Source organism: Paraglaciecola sp. (genome assembly GCF_030730205.1).
Taxonomy (GTDB): Bacteria; Pseudomonadota; Gammaproteobacteria; order Enterobacterales; family Alteromonadaceae; genus Paraglaciecola.
Genome location: NZ_JANQVQ010000172.1, coordinates 1 through 15,376, shown reverse-complemented (window position 1 = coordinate 15,376; position 15,376 = coordinate 1). Strand labels below are relative to the sequence as shown.

Genomic DNA, 15,376 nt, shown 5'->3' with positions numbered 1-15,376 from the left:
ACCTAATTCGCCGCGTTATTAATAGCGCAAAATACCAAAAATTATCGCAAAAAATGTTTGATCTAACTGATTGTTATTAGTAAGTTTTTTCCCTTGATCGACAGAAGGTAACGCGGCGAAATGGTAAACGCGAGCAGCAAATATAATAAAATATGGCTAACGGTGCAGTGTATTCCTTTTGGTACAGTTGCGACCTATGGGCAAATCGCTGATTTAGCAGGCTTACCTGGTAGCGCTCGTTTGGTAGGAAAAGCATTAGGACTTGCACCTAAAAATCTCAAAGTAAACTGGCACCGAGTTCTACGCTCAAACGGACAAATTGCTTTTCCTTCGGGGTCTTCTGATGCTGATACTCAGCGCGACTTGCTACTTGAAGAAAATGTTGCCGTTATAAACTACCGAGTTAATCTCAAGGTTTTTCAATGGCAACCAAATCTGACTGAGATGCTTATTAAACTACGTTTTTAAATCGGTGTTAGCGTCATTAAGCAAATTTTATTTAACGGCTCTCTGCCTGTTTTAAAATGAGTCTAACTTGATCCGTTGTCACATCGGAGGGGCATACTCCCTTACTCACCAAAGCGACCCTGACCCCCTCGGGATCCTGATTAAAAAACTCAGCGCTGTTTTTTTGTAAATAACGACAAAGTTGGTTTTGCAAATTTCGTGTTAAACAAGACATATTATCACCTTAAACATCAAGGAAATTATTCCCACAGCTAAAAAACTAGACTAACTAAACAGGTCCTGCATAAATCAATCCAAAAAATTAAATTGATATATTTCAACATATTAGTATTACATTGCCTTTTTAAACTACCTGCATGTAAATTATTTTGACATTGTTCTTAGTAAAACTTACTGGCTAGTTGGATATAGCAATCCTGTCGGCCGTTTAATTCATTACTAGATGTTGGTGTGTACAAAAAACATTCAATGTACTTGTTGTATCGTAAGATTCTTTGACAAGTGAGGTGGTGTATTAATTGCCAGCGAAATGTTTTGGTAGGAGATTCAGGCGCTTCTAAATTAGAAGCGCCATAAACCTTTATTATTCAATATTGGCGATCTGCTCGCGCATTTGTTCGATTAATACTTTTAATTCAACTGCTGATTGGGTGATATCGCTATTGATTGATTTCGAACCCAGAGTGTTAGATTCTCGATTAAATTCTTGCATCATAAAATCCAAGCGACGGCCTACCGCCCCGCCCTTTTTCAGTATTTTATGGGTTTCACCTATGTGTGAATTTAAGCGGTCGAGCTCTTCAGCAACGTCCACTTTTTGCGCGAGCATAATCATCTCTTGTTCTATCCGGCTAGGGTCTAGATCAATTTTTGCTTCTTCAAAGCGTGTTAGTATCTTTTCTCGTTGCCATTTAATGACCTCGGGCATGTGAGCTGTCACTTTAACGACTTCAGCGCTGATATTGTCTAAACGCTGTTCAATAAGGGCTTTTAGATTGCTACCTTCAGTCGCACGGCTTGCAATAAAGTCTTGCAAGGTAAGATCAAATTCAGCCAATATTTCGGCTTGAATAGCATCCATATCGGTTTCTTCTGCAGCTATAACACCAGGCCATCTCAGCACGTCCACAGGGTTAACCCCACTTGTTTGCCCTTGATTTTGCACCCATTCTGCTGCTTGCATAATTTGTTTGGCTAGATCTTCGTTAATACTCAGCTTACCAACGGCGGCATCATTGGCGATAAAGCGGAGCGAACACTCTATTTTACCGCGCTGGAGCTTTGCTCTGAAACGTTCCCGGAGCAGCGGTTCCATGCTTTTGAATTGTTCAGGTAATCTGAAAAAGGTTTCTAAAAATCGTTGATTAACAGAGCGGATTTCCCATACGGCAGTGCCCCACTTTGCTTTGCACTCTCGGCGAGCGAAAGCGGTCATACTATAAATCATGATAATTCCCTACAACTTAGATGGTGGCATTATAACCTTGTTGTTTGCTTTAGCAGCAAATAATACTCAAGGCTGTATTTTTTCACCCACCCAAGACGCTTTATGGGTATAATTCGCTTAATTATCTAAATGGAGTTCCACATGCGTCCAAGTGGCAGAACAGCAAGTCAAATTCGTCCCGTAACCATCACTCGTCATTACACCTGTCACGCTGAAGGCTCTGTTTTAATTGAGTTTGGCAATACTAAAGTTTTGTGCAATGCCTCTGTAACCGAAGGGGTACCGCGTTTTATGAAAGGCCAAGGAAAGGGATGGGTCACTGCAGAATATAGTATGTTACCAAGAGCCACACATACCCGCTCAGATCGCGAGGCGGCCCGCGGCAAACAAGGTGGCCGTACCCTTGAAATCCAACGTTTAATCGCTCGTTCTTTGCGTGCTGCAGTAGATCTGAAGCTATTAGGTGAAAACACCATCGTGGTTGATTGTGATGTTATTCAGGCTGACGGTGGAACTCGTACGGCTTCAATCACCGGTGCGTGTGTTGCGTTAGTTGATGCACTAACTTGGATGCGCAGCAAAGGTATTATTAAAACCAATCCAATTAAACATATGATCGCAGCACTTTCGGTAGGTATCTACAAAGGTAACGCGGTGGCTGATCTTGAGTATATCGAAGATTCAGATGCTGAAACCGACATGAATATCGTGATGACAGACACAGGTAAACTCATTGAAGTGCAAGGTACGGCTGAAGCAGAACCTTTTAGTTTTGATGAACTTCAAGAAATGTTGGAGCTGGCTAAACAAGGCTTGCGTGAATTATTTGATGAGCAAAAGTCTGCACTTAACTGAGTGAACGAGAACTAAAAGTAGGAGTTGGTATGCAGGATTATCAGCGCGATTTTATTGAATTTGCCGTAGCGCGAAGTGTCTTAAAATTTGGTCAATTTATTTTGAAGTCTGGGCGAACCAGCCCCTATTTTTTTAATGCTGGCCTGTTTAATACCGGTGGAGATTTAGCCAAGCTTGGTCAGTTTTATGCTCAGGCTCTACAGCGCTCAGGGATTGAATATGACGTACTATTTGGCCCTGCATATAAAGGTATTCCGATTGCCACCACAACGGCAGTGGCCTTGGCGGATAAGCATGGTGTTGATGTTCCTTACTGCTTCAATCGAAAAGAGGCGAAAACTCACGGTGAAGGTGGCAATTTAGTTGGGAGTCCATTGGTGGGTAAAATCATGCTGGTGGATGATGTCATCACTGCGGGTACGGCGATTAGGGAGTCTATGCAACTCATTGCTGCAAACAATGCTCAACTAGCCGGTGTATTGATTGCTCTTGACCGTCAGGAGCGAGGTCAGGGCGAGTTATCTGCTATTCAAGAGGTGGAGCGCGACTTTGCAACCAAAGTGGTGAGTATTATAAGTTTGGATGATTTGATTAGCTATTTAGCCGACCGTCCCGATTTGGATGAGCATTTAATTAACATTAAACAGTACCGCCAAACCTACGGTATTTAAGTTTTATGCTTGAAGTAAATACTAGGTTTTCTAATACAGATTTTCAACTTGATGCTACCGGCTTGCGTTGCCCAGAGCCGGTAATGATGGTTCGCTTAAAAATTCGTGAAATGTCAGTCGGACAAACGCTGTTAGTGATTGCCGATGATCACTCAACTACCCGCGATGTTCCGAGTTTTTGCCGTTTTATGGAACATCAGCTAATTGCCACCGATATCAAGCAAAGTCCTTACCGTTATGTTATTCAAAAAGGTCGCTAAGCGGCCTTTTATCTAAACCTTCACCGCTTCTAACAGTAGGTTAAGTAAAATGTGTTTGTGTTGATGATTCTGACAATGCAAATCTTCGGCGCATAGCTTTTGCTGTTGAAGCAATTTGGCTAACACTGCAACCTTAATTTGAATATCTAGAAAATCATCTTGCTCAAGTTGCTGAGCGTTGTTCAACGTAGACATGATCAATCCCCCATATGCACGTTAGTGGCGCATGCGAGCCTCATAACTTAGATTAAAGCGCGATGAAGATACTTCCATACCTTTCGCTAAAGCCTGAATACAATCTGTAATACAAGCCTGTATCTCTGACTGCTGCTGATAAAGGCTGAGCTCGGGAATTAAACGTTGTTGGGCTGACTGAAAAGCTTGCCGACTCAGCCCAAGTTCTCCTAATTTATGCCATGTATCACCTAACAAAACGGCGCAAGAAGTAAAAGTAATCACTGCTGTTGCTTGATTTTTAGTTGATGTATTTAGCACTATTTCTGCGGTTTCAAAAGCGCAGCCTAAGTAAGGTAGAGCTTGTGACCACAAACCCTGCTCTCGATACCACTGCCCAGTATCTTGAGTATCAGACAAATGTGCAATAGCAGCTTTCGGGTTAGATTGCAGCCAGTGGCGATGATTGGGGCATAAAAAGCGAGTCGTCATAATAGTTCTCCTTGGTTAAATTTAATCTAACGCAAATGAGAATCATTATCAATAACTGTTTTTGTTTTTATGTCTTCGCGTTCAGACTACGTGCATTTCCCTAAACTGAAGGATTGTCCACCGCTTTCAATGACTAAATGGACATCGTTGTCGATGAGGGTTTCTTTACCCAACTGAGCAAGTTGGTAAAAGACGTTTTGATGTAATCTGGCCCATAAATTTCTTCTCACCAGTGCATAAGGTAAAAGCTCGTTATTGACTCTATCGTACATTAGTTTTATTGGATGACTTGACCCGAGTACAAAGCTGTCTTCAAGATTTGTGGTAAAAATGATGTCGCCACTTTGTTGTTGCCATTGAGTGATCAAAAATGGGCTATCAATAACTTTAATACCTACTTTTTCAACCGGTGTAACGAGAAAATAATTGTCGTTTTCTCGTTTTATCACACTGGCAAACATTTTGACTAAGGCGGGTCGAGAAATAGGTGTTCCCATGTAATGCCAGCTTCCGTCATGCTTAACTTCCATGTCAATATCACCACAAAAGGGAGGATCCCATTTTTCTACAGGTGGCAATTTGGCATCCTGAGTGGCTATTTCATGTTGCAACTTTGCAAGGTCAAAATCAGCCATTTTTACAGTGCCTCTTTAATTTCTCGCAATTTTGCTTTTATTCTGCGCATATTTTCTGGCCCGGTACGCAACAATTGTTTTTGCGGTGCTGTTAAGGCCTCTAACTGAGGATCAGCAAATTTTAACATCACGCTGTCATTGTATACTTCAACAGGTACTGGCACCTCAGGCGTATCGAGTAACACGTTAATGGCCTCGGCCAATTTATCGTTAAAATTCTCTGATGGACCGCTAATCTCAGCAAAAATACTATCTAATGCCGGTTTGTATTCAGCGTACAACTCCAATAGTGAAGTACTGTCTATTGAAGTGAGAGCGTCAACATAAGGGGTGTAGCGCTTGTAACTGGCGGGATCGATCCATTGTTTATCAGCTTGTTGAAAGGTTCGGAATGGCTTGTCTGGTTGAACTAAAACCCGATTGTTCGCCGCTATCGTTTCATCCGCTAAGGTATAGGTCATAACAACAAATCTTTTTAATAAAGCGTCGTCAACAATTAAGCGGGCCAATGAATCATAGTCAGATAATTGCAGCAATTTTGTTTTTACCGTGCCGTCACTTGTATCCAATGGTTTTGGCTCAGGGATGGGCAATGGCTCGGGTTCATCTTCCTGCACGACTGGTTCGTCATCAACTGTCACTATTTGAGGCGTTTCTTCAATCTGACGTTCGGGCTCGGCTTGCACCATGGCGGGAGGAGTCACTTCAGAAATCACTGGCTCTGGCTCAGAAGGCCAAAAAATAACAACTAAAATGACAACTATTACAATCGCCCCAATCGCAAAATGAGGTACTAATGATTTACCATTTTCGGTTTCCATGATGTCTCCTTTCATGTTCAATTGTTGAAAAATTGAATATCTAGACTACTTAAAATCACTACAAAATGATATGGCAAGTTCACTTAGATTTGGTTCCAATTATTTCCAAGTCTTTTAAAAAACACCATCGATAATCGTTAACGTATTGTTAACATTGCGCTGGACGCTCTTTGTTAGTCAGCATAAACTGCTTAAGTTGCTAGTATGGACTATTTGGTCATAAGCGTAGTTAGGTGTAGAAATGAATTATATTTTATATGCAGTGCCGTTTTTCTTTCTGCTGATAGGGGTAGAGCTCCTATTAGAGAAAGTACGGCAAACACATTATTACCGAATAAACGATGCGATTGTTAGCCTCAGTGCCGGTGTACTAAGTCGCATGTTGGACATAGTTAAAGCGATGGTTCCCTTTACAATTTATGTAGTAATTTATGAAAATTATGCACTGCTGACACTCCCTGATACCTTCATAATCTGGCTCTCGGTTTTTGTTCTATACGACTTTTGTTACTACTGGAACCATCGTTTTGGTCACGAAATAAGCATGTTATGGGCAGCCCACGTTGTTCATCACTCCAGTGAAGAATATAACCTGACGACGGCATTAAGGCAGTCAAGTAGCAGTTTTTTGAGTTGGGTTTTTTATCTACCTTTAGCCATTCTGGGAGTCGAACCCTTATTATTAATCTCTGTCGGAGCACTTAATCTTATTTATCAATTCTGGGTTCACACGCGGCATGTGCCGAAACTAGGTTGGTTTGAGTTGATATTTGTTAGCCCTTCAAATCATCGTGTTCATCACGCGCAAAACGCTGTGTATATTGATAAAAACTATGGTGGTGTGTTCATTCTGTGGGATCGGCTATTTGGTACATTTCAAGAAGAGTTGGCAACGGATCCTGTTATCTTTGGTATCCGAGGTTCGTTAAAAAGTTGGAATCCCTTGTATGCTAATGTGCAGGTCTATGCACAGCTTTGTCGAGACAGTTGGCACACCAAAAAATTGTCTGATAAGTGTCGAGTATGGTTTGGTCGAACTGGCTGGCGGCCTGCTGATGTGAGCCAAGCCTTTCCTATTGTTAAGACTGACTTAAAGCAATTTCAAAAATTTGATATTAGTATTTCACTGTTAAGCAAGATCTATTGTTTAGTTCAACATAGCTTAACTACGTGTATCGGATTACTGTTGCTATTGAATATCAACTCCTTAGCCACGTATCAGCAGATTGGAATAGTATTTTGGGTGTTGTTTGCTAGTTTTTCTGTGGGAATGATTTTAGAAAATAGAGCTTGGGCACCTTGGTTGGAATGGCTTAAGCATTTGTCTTTGCTTTCGGCGCTCTTTGTATATGTATTACCCTTTTGGATAATGTTGGGCCTCATTTTTAGTTTGCTAACCAGTGTGATTATGTTGGCATGGCTGCAATTTACTTACACGCGTACTCAACATGTGATGTCAACTGAAGCGCAAATGCAGTGATCGTTCTGGCGTAAAATGAGGTATATGAATTACCATCAAACGTCTGGTTTATCTATGCAAGAGTCTAAATTTCAATTATCAGAACTAGTACCACACACTACTGTTATCGATAAATTAACTGTACTGTCTTACGAGATGAATTTGTATTTTGTAAGACTACAGATTGCCGAGCAAAATGGTTTGGTTTTTGATAACGCCAGTCCTATGCGTTTTCATAGTTCACAACATATTCGTGATGTATTTGAACCTTACACAGTTGTGAAGGCAGAAATGCGGCATGACTCTCCCTATGATGAGATGATCGGTAATCCTGAATCTGTTCAATACTTAGGTACATTGCCTTTCTCCATGGAGCAGCCATATTAATCAATTACCAAACCCTTATCTTATTGTGTGCAAGGACATAAAATCGCTTTAGTATGGTAGCCTATGCCGATGCAAAGCGAACATCGAGGGAATATATGATGAAAAAATTAATACTGCTTGGTTTTATGAGTCTGTTAAGTGCGTGTGATAGTAATGAGGTAGGTGATATCTCTTTAGGTATATTTACTACCCAAGATATTAAGCTTGATATTATGGTTGATCCAATTGTAACAGGCGTTACCTGTCATATTGCTAGTATTGAAGCTGATTTAAGCTTGTCTGACCCTTCAGATAGTTCAATTTCTTGCCGTCAAACAGGTGAAATTACCGCTGAGATGATAAAAGCTATCGACTTGTCTGACAGCGGCGAAATTGTGTTCAAAAAATCAAAGAGTATCTTTTTTAAGAATATGAAAATTCGTCGAGTTTTTGATTCCAGATCACAAACTTTAATGTATGTGTCTTATTCAACCAAAGAAACATCAGGCAGTTTCAAACACAGCTTGTCAACGGTTCCGTTGTGGGGGACTCAAGCGTATAACGTCCTACCAAAAGCTGACTAGCGATTTAACTTAGTGTTGTGAATAAACAAATATGCATAGTAACAACACATAGAACAAACAATGCCAATACCGAGTATTGAGCCCCAAGCAACGGGGTCGTGCAAAATAAGATCTAACATGATAACTCTCCTTAAATGAGTTTTTACAGTTCAAGGAGAGTGTAATTGTTTCCTCATTTTACGATCTTGATTCAGATCAAATTCGCATTTAATGATCTTGTTTAGCACCAAATTCCACACTCAAAAGTTCCACCGAGTCGCTAAAAGTTAAGGTTTGAATATCCCCCTTTCCTTCGACATTAATGGTGTTAACTTGCAGTGGCCAGATATCTCTTAGCGCATCATTGCGAATAATCATGTTAGTGAGTTGGGTTGGTTGTTCGGTTTCTTGGTATACCCAAAAAAACTTTCCGTCTTTTTCGAAGCCAACCAACTTTAAAGGGAGCGGTGTATTTTTACTGTTAAATAAATAGAAGCGTTTACTGACATAGTCGCTAAACTGCTGCTGAGTCTCTTTTGAGTCAAGAATATCTGCACCTTTGCCAAATATTTCTTTTACTGCATGTTCGGCATCATGAATGTCAAAACGATGCATGATTTCAATGTTATTACTTCTAGGATTAAACAGTACTGTACTGATGGCGGTTTTTTGTTGATGCGCATAAACAGAAGACGCTGCAACTAGCAGCGTCCCCCAAATTAGCGCTAAGCACTTATTTTTCACAATTATTATTGCTCAACTGCTTCTGCTTTAGATTGATCTTCGTCTTTTTCCTCATCTTTTTTCAGCTCAGTCTTAATGTCTTGCATGATGTCGCGAGCCACTTTACTGGTGCTTTTCTTCGATTTATACGCTTCGATACGAGAAGGTATAATTTGACGAGGATAGTGGTTATTATTTACGTTCACGTCTGCGGTTTCCCAGCGAGGGTCAACGGTTACACTAACCAATTCTTTTTCTTTATCCGTAATAATTAACTTGCTCACTGATTTAGCCGAGCGACGCCAAATTTCAGCTGGAATATACTGATTTTCTTTTGTTCCATCAGCAAAGGTTAGCTCCAGTATAATCGGCATAACCAAACCACCAAGATTAGAAAAATCCATTACGTAGTAATTTTTATCTTCTTTTACTGCGCGTTCAAAGGCTTCACGTTCCCATGGTTTTAAGTCCTTGAGAAATTTCTGATAGCTGTTGCGCTCTTTGTTAGTCACAGTAAACCGATCGTTGTCATCGTAGAAATCTTTTAAATCGGCAAAACGGTCAACCCAAAGTTCAATACCTTCAGCTTTATTGCGCTCGTCGGTTAACGACATAGGTTTGTCTAATTCTTGTTGACGTTCACGAGCAAAGTCGATGTCAGGATCTTTTGTATCCAGACGCAATTTGTAAACATTGTCTAATGAAATATCAACATGATCGGTGGTGTAAAACCAGCCACGCCAAAACCAATCTAAATCAACACCAGAGGCTTCTTCCATGGTACGGAAGAAATCTGAAGGCGTTGGACGTTTAAACTTCCAACGTTGAGCGTATTCTTTAAAGGCAAAATCAAACAACTCACGACCTAGGATGGTTTCACGCAGTATATTAAGCGCTGCGGCAGGTTTGGTGTAGGCATTGGGGCCAAGTCTTAATACGCTGTCTGATTGCGTCATAATCGGTACTTGAACACTGCCTTTCATATAATCAACGATATCGCGAGGTTCAACACCCCAAGGAATGGTAGGATCCCATTCGCGACCCGCTACACCATCTAAAAAGCTGTTAATTCCTTCATCCATCCAAGTCCATTGGCGTTCATCTGAGTTAACTGTCATTGGAAAATAAATATGACCAACTTCATGAATAACAACGCCAATTAAAAAGCGTTTTTCAGACTGAGAATACGTACGTGAACCATCTTTTTGTAATTCAGTACGTGGACCATTAAAGGTAATCATCGGATATTCCATACCACCCACAGGGCCATTGACTGACTGTGCAACCGGATAAGGATAATCAAAAGAGAAGCGTGAATAGACCTCTAAGGTATGTACGATGGATTCAGTAGAATATTTTTTCCATAGATCGCCGCCTTCCTTTGGATAAAAAGACATCGCCATTACAAGAGGCTGATCAGAGCCTCCTTGCGCATAGCCTTTGGCATCCCACATAAATTTACGCGATGATGCCCACGAAAAATCACGAACGTTTTTCGCGTTAAACTTCCACGTTTTTTGCTTGTCAGTGCCTTCTTTCTCGTTTTCTAAGGCTTCTTCTTCAGTTACCACAAAAACGATACGATCTGCTTTTTCAGCTTCTTTTAAGCGTTTACGTTGTGTTGAGGTTAATACGCTACTAGCATTTTCTAAGGTACCTGTTGAGCTGACAATGTGATCAGCTGGAACGGTCATCTCTACCTCAAAATCACCAAATTCTAAGGTAAATTCGCCCCGCCCTAAAAACTCTTTATTGGTCCATGCTTCATAGTCTGTGTAAGCGTGTAGACGAGGATACCATTGCGCTAACAAAAAAATGTCATTACCGCCTTCTCGCTCGTCATCAGGAAAATGCTCGTAACCCGCGCGAGCTGATACCGCGTCTTCTTCGACGATGTTAAAACCAAATTCGATAACAAAATCAAACTCTTTGCCAGTTCTTAACGGTTGGGGCAAATCAACACGCATGTTAGTGCCAACAATCACGTAGTGCAGACTTTTTCCTGATTTGTCTTTTACTGATTTAATGTTGTAACCCAATTCATGGTCATCAATAAAATGTTGACGTCGAATAGCCCCTAAGCTTAATTGAGCGGGTTTATCGTTACTTGCTGATTGCGTTGCAGGACCTCGGTTACCGATACCGCCAAAGGTATTGGTTTTTGACGCCATAGAATCGGGACGGTAAACATTTTGATCAAGTTGCAACCACAAATACTTCAAGGTATCGGGTGAATTGTTGTGGTAAGTAATGGTTTCTACCCCATCAAGTCGGCGCTTTTCTTCGTCTAACGTGACTTTAATGTTGTAGTCTACACGTTGTTGCCAGTATTTATGGCCAGGTTCACCCGCTGCATTCCGATAGACGTTTGGCGTGGGAAGTACTTCATCTAGCTGACGAAATTTGTCTTCAAAATCACCCTTGGTCTGTTGGATAGCGGCTTGCGATGCAAAAGAACCCAAGGCTGAAACGGTTATTACCGACAGCACTGTTACTCTTAAGAATTTATTGAACATGTTGTTCCCTGATAAGTCGTTATAATTTTTGTTCAGACGAGGCGCGGCCATAATCTGATAGCGATCACCTTACTATAAATTTAAATAGCTGTCAGTGGCATGGTTTTTCGGTCGAAAGCCCTATTTTTAAGACTGATTGCATCTCTATTCCTGATATATGTCTTAATTTGTTTAAATGAGTCAGTATTTTCCACCATAGCTTATAACAACTAGGCCTTGTTTAATGGGCGGTTTATCGTAATCTCAGCGCATAAATTTTATTGGAGACAATCATGCCCCCCTTTGAGTGGAAACGTGCAGTAATAAAAGTTGGTAGTAGCCTCATTGCCCCAGATAATCAGTGCAGCACGCTTTATTTAGCCGCCATAGCGCGTTTCATTAGCGAGAGTCGGAAAAAGGGTAAAGAAGTGATTTTGGTGTCCTCAGGCAGTGTGGCAGCTGGAAGAGGTAAAATCGCCCATAAACACCGGCCGTCTATCGCTGAAAAACAAGCGATGGCGGCTATCGGCCAAATGCAGATGATGGCCAATTGGGCCTCGATGTTTGACTTTGATTGTGCACAAATTTTGCTGACTGCTGACGATTTACACAATCGAACTCGTTATGTGAATATTAAGAATACTTTGCGCGAATTGTTGAAAAATCAGGCTTTGCCCATAGTTAATGAAAACGATACTGTTGCAACAGCCGAGCTAAAAGTCGGCGATAATGATAACCTAGCAGCTTATACAGCTTTAGTTGCTGAAGCTGATACCTTGATTATTTGCTCAGATATTGATGGTTTATACGATGCTGATCCGCGAAGTAATCCACAAGCAAAACTGATAAAAGAAGTGCGTGATATTACGCCTGAAATTTATCAAATCGCTGGTGGCGCAGGCAGTAGTGTTGGTACGGGGGGGATGCGTACTAAGATTCAAGCTGCTGAAAAATGCGTTAAAAGTGGTATTCAAACCCTAATTGTAAATGGCCGAAACGCAGCTGTTTTTGACGAATTAGCCGCTAACAAATTGCCAGGTACTTTATTTGTACCTAATCAAAGTCGAGAGCGAGCTCGCGATGCCTGGCTCAAGCATAGCCTTAAGACCAAGGGTAGTATCATCATTGATGAAGGCGCTAAGCAGGCTTTGATAAACAAAGGAGCATCATTATTGCCTTCAGGTATCATTGGCGTTGCAGGCAATTTTGTGGCGGGTGAAGCCGTCAATATCGAGTGCAATCAAGTGGTAGTAGCAAAAGGTCTGGTGTTATATAACGCCGCAGATCTGGCCAGTATTAAAGGCCTCAAGAGCAGTTTAATTGAAACAACGCTTGGGTACTCAGTCGGTGAAGCAGCCGTTCATAGAGATGACCTTGTGTTGATATAAGGTGAAATCCACCAGCTGCTCACCTCAAATAATGATCTTGTTGGACAAAAGATCGATAAATAAGGAAACAATATGTCATTTTCTATTTCTCATTCAGCTGCTTTAGCAAAAAAAGCGGCTCGTCAGGTTGCTAATTTATCAGCAGTCCAAAAAAATGCTTTATTGACCGATATCGCTCACTCACTCATTGAACAAACGTCTCAAATATTAGCCGCCAATGACATTGATTTACGTGATGGTAAAACCAACGGTTTAGACAGTGCTATGTTAGACCGCCTAAGCCTGTCTCCTGAGCGTATTAAAGACATTGCTAATGCCGTTTTAGAAATCGCAGCACAAGCCGATCCTGTAGGGGCAATCTCGAACATTCAACGCATGCCCAGCGGTATCCAAGTGGGTAAAATGCGTATTCCTTTGGGCGTCATTGCGATGATCTATGAATCACGCCCTAATGTAACCATTGATGCCGCGGCGCTGTGTTTAAAAGCGGGTAATGCGGTAATTTTACGAGGCGGTAAAGAAGCATTACATTCTAATTTAGCCCTCGCAGAGTCTATTAAACTAGCACTAGAAAAACACGGTTTAGATCCAGCTGCGGTAGTGGTTGTGCCTGATACCGATCGTAAAGTGATGAACGAACTCATGACCCTCAATCAATATGTTGATTTAATAATCCCCCGAGGTGGTGAAGGCTTGATTCGATTTGTCAGTGAAAACAGTCGAATTCCTGTTATTCAGCATTTTAAAGGCGTATGCCACTTGTATGTTGACGATGCGGCAGATGAGAGCAAAGCGCTTAGTTTATTGGAAAATGGTAAAACTCAGCGCACCAGCGCGTGTAATTCATTAGAAACCTTATTAGTACACAAAGACATTGCTGCGAGCTACTTACCTAAAGCCGCGAATTTAATGGCACAACATGGGGTAAAAGTGCATGCTTGTGAACGCAGCCTCGGCTATTTTGAAGGTGCCAGCGCAGCCACTGAAGACGATTGGCATGCAGAATATTTGGCCATGGAAATTGCTATTCGGGTAGTAGACGATTTTGAGCAAGCCATAGAGCACATTGAGGATTATGGTTCAGGCCATACTGAAGTTATCGCAACGCAAGACTACTCCAAAGCTCAAACTTTTATTCGACGTATTAACTCAGCAGTGGTGATGACGAACGCCTCTTCTCGTTTTTCTGATGGTGGGCAATTAGGTTTAGGCGCAGAAATTGGGATATCCACCAGCAAGCTGCATGCTTATGGGCCAATGGGAGCGGAATCACTTACTACAGAGAAGTTTATTGTAATGGGCGAAGGTGAAGTACGCGCTTAATACATCGACGCAACATGACAACAAAGCACTATCTGTTTGATTGGGGTAATACCCTTATGGTGGATAACCCCAATTATTCAGGGCCAATGTGTGACTGGCCTCGCCTAGATGTTATCGCCGGTGCTAAAACTTATGTAGAGAGGCTGTCTCAACAAGGTCGATGCCACTTAGCGACTAACGCTCGTGATTCCGGGCTAAACCAAATTCGGCAAGCCCTACAAAAAGCCGGTTTAAATGCGTATATTGATCAGGTGTTTTGCTATGAAAATTTAGGCTGTGGCAAAAACGACACTCATTATTTTCATGCAATTCTTAGGCACCTCGATGTAACCGCATCTGACGTCACCATGATTGGCGACTCATTAGAAAATGATATTTATCCTGCCTTGTCGGCAGGTTTAAAAGCCCTTTGGTACAATCCGCATCGACATCCGATTCCTATTGCGCTAGCCTCACATGTTCACTTTGGGGAAGTTGGTGCGTTTATATGAGTAATACTCTTGCTGGAAGCTGTTTATGCGGCACAGTTACATTCAGTTTAAAGAACGAGTTTAAGTGTTTTTATTTATGTCACTGCCGACAATGTCAAAAAATAACTGGCTCAGCTCATGTCGCACACTTATTCACTCAGCCTGATAACATTCAATGGTTTAGCGGCGAAGAAAATATCACACGTTATGATGATCCCAAACGCAGCTTTAGCAAGGTGTTTTGTGCACAATGCGGCTGTGGTTTGCCCTTTGTGAATAAAAGTGGCAACGCACTCATCGTGCCTGCAGGCGTTTTGGATGACCAACCCACGATAACGCCAAGCCATAATATCTTTTGGGCCGAAAGAGCTGCTTGGTACGATGCAGCTTTATTGGCAAAGCATTGTGTTGGCTTTCCAGAATGAGTTAGGCTAAGGACTTAGCCTAACCAAATAGAGAAAATTACAACAATGCAGAAAAAACTCGCCTTACATAACTCCTTTGACTGGCTAATGGCGCTTCTATCCTGTGTAGGAGCTGTGGCCGTGTTGCAGACCTTTATTATTGGTAAGCACTACATTATTCCCACTGTTATTTTAGTACTCACGGTATTATTTGGAAATCTTGCGTGGTTCGGTTTGCACAAACGTAAGTGGGCTAATTTAGTTAATTTTTGGATTGGCTTTCTACTGACGGCACACTGCTTTTTTGCTTTATTTTGGTCAGTAAAGTACCGAGCCATACTAGGTGATCAATTTGAGTTAGT

General features: G+C 41.5%; 21 protein-coding genes. 12 read left to right on the top strand and 9 right to left on the bottom strand.

Annotation, left to right across the window (positions count from 1 at the left end; all coding sequences use genetic code 11):
- The first annotated feature begins 120 nt into the window (after window positions 1–120).
- Window positions 121–468 (top strand): MGMT family protein, encoded by a 348-nt coding sequence (locus NWQ57_RS11725; protein WP_306022335.1) that lies wholly within the window; start codon window positions 121–123, stop codon window positions 466–468.
- A gap of 31 nt (window positions 469–499) precedes the next feature.
- On the opposite strand, the gene NWQ57_RS11720 is transcribed toward NWQ57_RS11725, so the two are convergent.
- Entirely contained in the window at window positions 500–682 is a 183-nt protein-coding gene (locus tag NWQ57_RS11720) for a hypothetical protein (RefSeq protein WP_306022334.1), read from the bottom strand.
- 369 nt (window positions 683–1,051) lie between these two features.
- The gene (locus tag NWQ57_RS11715; RefSeq protein ID WP_306022333.1) at window positions 1,052–1,915 is read right to left on the bottom strand and encodes a YicC/YloC family endoribonuclease; all 864 of its coding nucleotides are present in this window, start codon (window positions 1,913–1,915) and stop codon (window positions 1,052–1,054) included.
- Between the two features lie 141 nt (window positions 1,916–2,056).
- On the opposite strand from NWQ57_RS11715, the gene rph reads away from it, so the two are divergent.
- The 3 genes from rph to tusA are packed head-to-tail and all read left to right on the top strand — an operon-like array spanning window position 2,057 to window position 3,701.
- A complete protein-coding gene (gene rph, locus NWQ57_RS11710; protein WP_306022332.1) occupies window positions 2,057–2,770 on the top strand; it encodes a ribonuclease PH in 714 nt (237 codons plus the stop codon).
- A 29-nt stretch (window positions 2,771–2,799) separates the two neighbouring features.
- Window positions 2,800–3,441: an orotate phosphoribosyltransferase gene (gene pyrE, locus NWQ57_RS11705; protein WP_306022331.1), complete on the top strand. Its 642-nt coding sequence runs from the start codon at window positions 2,800–2,802 to the stop codon at window positions 3,439–3,441.
- A gap of 5 nt (window positions 3,442–3,446) precedes the next feature.
- A complete protein-coding gene (gene tusA, locus NWQ57_RS11700; RefSeq protein WP_306022330.1) occupies window positions 3,447–3,701 on the top strand; it encodes a sulfurtransferase TusA in 255 nt (84 codons plus the stop codon).
- Between the two features lie 12 nt (window positions 3,702–3,713).
- Here the strand turns inward: tusA and NWQ57_RS11695 are convergent, their stop codons facing one another.
- The 4 genes from NWQ57_RS11695 to NWQ57_RS11680 form a co-directional block, all read right to left on the bottom strand.
- Window positions 3,714–3,896 (bottom strand): hypothetical protein, encoded by a 183-nt coding sequence (locus NWQ57_RS11695; protein WP_306022329.1) that lies wholly within the window; start codon window positions 3,894–3,896, stop codon window positions 3,714–3,716.
- 21 nt (window positions 3,897–3,917) lie between these two features.
- A complete protein-coding gene (locus tag NWQ57_RS11690) occupies window positions 3,918–4,367 on the bottom strand; it encodes a hypothetical protein (protein WP_306022328.1) in 450 nt (149 codons plus the stop codon).
- Window positions 4,368–4,453: 86 nt separating this feature from the next.
- Window positions 4,454–5,002: a DUF1285 domain-containing protein gene (locus NWQ57_RS11685; RefSeq protein ID WP_306022327.1), complete on the bottom strand. Its 549-nt coding sequence runs from the start codon at window positions 5,000–5,002 to the stop codon at window positions 4,454–4,456.
- Between the two features lie 2 nt (window positions 5,003–5,004).
- On the bottom strand, window positions 5,005–5,823 hold the full coding sequence (locus NWQ57_RS11680; RefSeq protein WP_306022326.1) for a DUF3014 domain-containing protein: 819 nt from the start codon (window positions 5,821–5,823) through the stop codon (window positions 5,005–5,007).
- Window positions 5,824–6,064: 241 nt separating this feature from the next.
- On the opposite strand from NWQ57_RS11680, the gene NWQ57_RS11675 reads away from it, so the two are divergent.
- The 3 genes from NWQ57_RS11675 (at window position 6,065) to NWQ57_RS11665 (ending at window position 8,232) form a co-directional block, all read left to right on the top strand.
- Window positions 6,065–7,303, top strand: coding sequence for a sterol desaturase family protein (locus tag NWQ57_RS11675; RefSeq protein ID WP_306022325.1), 1,239 nt, complete (start codon window positions 6,065–6,067; stop codon window positions 7,301–7,303).
- 24 nt (window positions 7,304–7,327) lie between these two features.
- Window positions 7,328–7,669 carry a DUF6482 family protein gene (locus tag NWQ57_RS11670; protein ID WP_306022324.1) on the top strand — a complete coding sequence of 114 codons (342 nt, stop codon included), beginning with the start codon at window positions 7,328–7,330 and terminating at the stop codon, window positions 7,667–7,669.
- A gap of 98 nt (window positions 7,670–7,767) precedes the next feature.
- Complete coding sequence (locus NWQ57_RS11665; RefSeq protein WP_372340916.1) at window positions 7,768–8,232, top strand: CreA family protein; 465 nt, start codon at window positions 7,768–7,770, stop codon at window positions 8,230–8,232.
- Here NWQ57_RS11665 and NWQ57_RS11660 read toward each other — a convergent pair.
- The 3 genes from NWQ57_RS11660 to NWQ57_RS11650 all read right to left on the bottom strand — a co-directional run bounded on the left by NWQ57_RS11660 (window position 8,229) and on the right by NWQ57_RS11650 (window position 11,450).
- Complete coding sequence (locus tag NWQ57_RS11660) at window positions 8,229–8,351, bottom strand: hypothetical protein (protein WP_306022322.1); 123 nt, start codon at window positions 8,349–8,351, stop codon at window positions 8,229–8,231. The two genes, NWQ57_RS11665 and NWQ57_RS11660, sit on opposite strands and share 4 nt — an antisense overlap.
- Before the next feature lie 88 nt (window positions 8,352–8,439).
- Window positions 8,440–8,955 (bottom strand): DUF6702 family protein, encoded by a 516-nt coding sequence (locus NWQ57_RS11655; RefSeq protein ID WP_372340915.1) that lies wholly within the window; start codon window positions 8,953–8,955, stop codon window positions 8,440–8,442.
- 5 nt (window positions 8,956–8,960) lie between these two features.
- Entirely contained in the window at window positions 8,961–11,450 is a 2,490-nt protein-coding gene (locus NWQ57_RS11650; RefSeq protein WP_306022321.1) for a M1 family metallopeptidase, read from the bottom strand.
- A gap of 272 nt (window positions 11,451–11,722) precedes the next feature.
- Between NWQ57_RS11650 and proB the strand changes: the two genes are divergently transcribed.
- The 5 genes from proB to NWQ57_RS11625 all read left to right on the top strand — a co-directional run.
- Window positions 11,723–12,817 carry a glutamate 5-kinase gene (gene proB, locus NWQ57_RS11645; protein ID WP_306022320.1) on the top strand — a complete coding sequence of 365 codons (1,095 nt, stop codon included), beginning with the start codon at window positions 11,723–11,725 and terminating at the stop codon, window positions 12,815–12,817.
- Window positions 12,818–12,889: 72 nt separating this feature from the next.
- Entirely contained in the window at window positions 12,890–14,140 is a 1,251-nt protein-coding gene (locus NWQ57_RS11640) for a glutamate-5-semialdehyde dehydrogenase (RefSeq protein WP_306022319.1), read from the top strand.
- A gap of 14 nt (window positions 14,141–14,154) precedes the next feature.
- The gene (locus tag NWQ57_RS11635; protein ID WP_306022318.1) at window positions 14,155–14,631 is read left to right on the top strand and encodes an HAD family hydrolase; all 477 of its coding nucleotides are present in this window, start codon (window positions 14,155–14,157) and stop codon (window positions 14,629–14,631) included.
- Window positions 14,628–15,035, top strand: a complete 408-nt coding sequence (locus NWQ57_RS11630; protein WP_306022317.1) for a GFA family protein — start codon at window positions 14,628–14,630, stop codon at window positions 15,033–15,035. The genes NWQ57_RS11635 and NWQ57_RS11630 overlap by 4 nt, the downstream gene beginning before the upstream one ends.
- Window positions 15,036–15,080: 45 nt before the next feature.
- Window positions 15,081–15,376, top strand: a 296-nt coding sequence (locus NWQ57_RS11625; protein WP_306022316.1) for a hypothetical protein, incomplete at its 3' end; no start/stop codon positions are given.

Bases quoted from the DNA above. Each gene is read 5' to 3' on its own strand.
- NWQ57_RS11635 (WP_306022318.1), top strand. From the start codon at position 14,155: ATGACAACAAAGCACTATCTGTTTGATTGGGGTAATACCCTTATGGTG.
- NWQ57_RS11670 (WP_306022324.1), top strand. From the start codon at position 7,328: ATGAATTACCATCAAACGTCTGGTTTATCTATGCAAGAGTCTAAATTT.
- NWQ57_RS11725 (WP_306022335.1), top strand. From the start codon at position 121: ATGGTAAACGCGAGCAGCAAATATAATAAAATATGGCTAACGGTGCAG.
- NWQ57_RS11695 (WP_306022329.1), bottom strand. From the start codon at position 3,896: ATGTCTACGTTGAACAACGCTCAGCAACTTGAGCAAGATGATTTTCTA.
- tusA (WP_306022330.1), top strand. From the start codon at position 3,447: ATGCTTGAAGTAAATACTAGGTTTTCTAATACAGATTTTCAACTTGAT.
- NWQ57_RS11680 (WP_306022326.1), bottom strand. From the start codon at position 5,823: ATGGAAACCGAAAATGGTAAATCATTAGTACCTCATTTTGCGATTGGG.
- proB (WP_306022320.1), top strand. From the start codon at position 11,723: ATGCCCCCCTTTGAGTGGAAACGTGCAGTAATAAAAGTTGGTAGTAGC.
- NWQ57_RS11665 (WP_372340916.1), top strand. From the start codon at position 7,768: ATGAAAAAATTAATACTGCTTGGTTTTATGAGTCTGTTAAGTGCGTGT.
- rph (WP_306022332.1), top strand. From the start codon at position 2,057: ATGCGTCCAAGTGGCAGAACAGCAAGTCAAATTCGTCCCGTAACCATC.
- NWQ57_RS11650 (WP_306022321.1), bottom strand. From the start codon at position 11,450: ATGTTCAATAAATTCTTAAGAGTAACAGTGCTGTCGGTAATAACCGTT.
- NWQ57_RS11685 (WP_306022327.1), bottom strand. From the start codon at position 5,002: ATGGCTGATTTTGACCTTGCAAAGTTGCAACATGAAATAGCCACTCAG.
- pyrE (WP_306022331.1), top strand. From the start codon at position 2,800: ATGCAGGATTATCAGCGCGATTTTATTGAATTTGCCGTAGCGCGAAGT.
- NWQ57_RS11630 (WP_306022317.1), top strand. From the start codon at position 14,628: ATGAGTAATACTCTTGCTGGAAGCTGTTTATGCGGCACAGTTACATTC.
- NWQ57_RS11640 (WP_306022319.1), top strand. From the start codon at position 12,890: ATGTCATTTTCTATTTCTCATTCAGCTGCTTTAGCAAAAAAAGCGGCT.
- NWQ57_RS11690 (WP_306022328.1), bottom strand. From the start codon at position 4,367: ATGACGACTCGCTTTTTATGCCCCAATCATCGCCACTGGCTGCAATCT.
- NWQ57_RS11720 (WP_306022334.1), bottom strand. From the start codon at position 682: ATGTCTTGTTTAACACGAAATTTGCAAAACCAACTTTGTCGTTATTTA.
- NWQ57_RS11675 (WP_306022325.1), top strand. From the start codon at position 6,065: ATGAATTATATTTTATATGCAGTGCCGTTTTTCTTTCTGCTGATAGGG.
- NWQ57_RS11660 (WP_306022322.1), bottom strand. From the start codon at position 8,351: ATGTTAGATCTTATTTTGCACGACCCCGTTGCTTGGGGCTCAATACTC.
- NWQ57_RS11715 (WP_306022333.1), bottom strand. From the start codon at position 1,915: ATGATTTATAGTATGACCGCTTTCGCTCGCCGAGAGTGCAAAGCAAAG.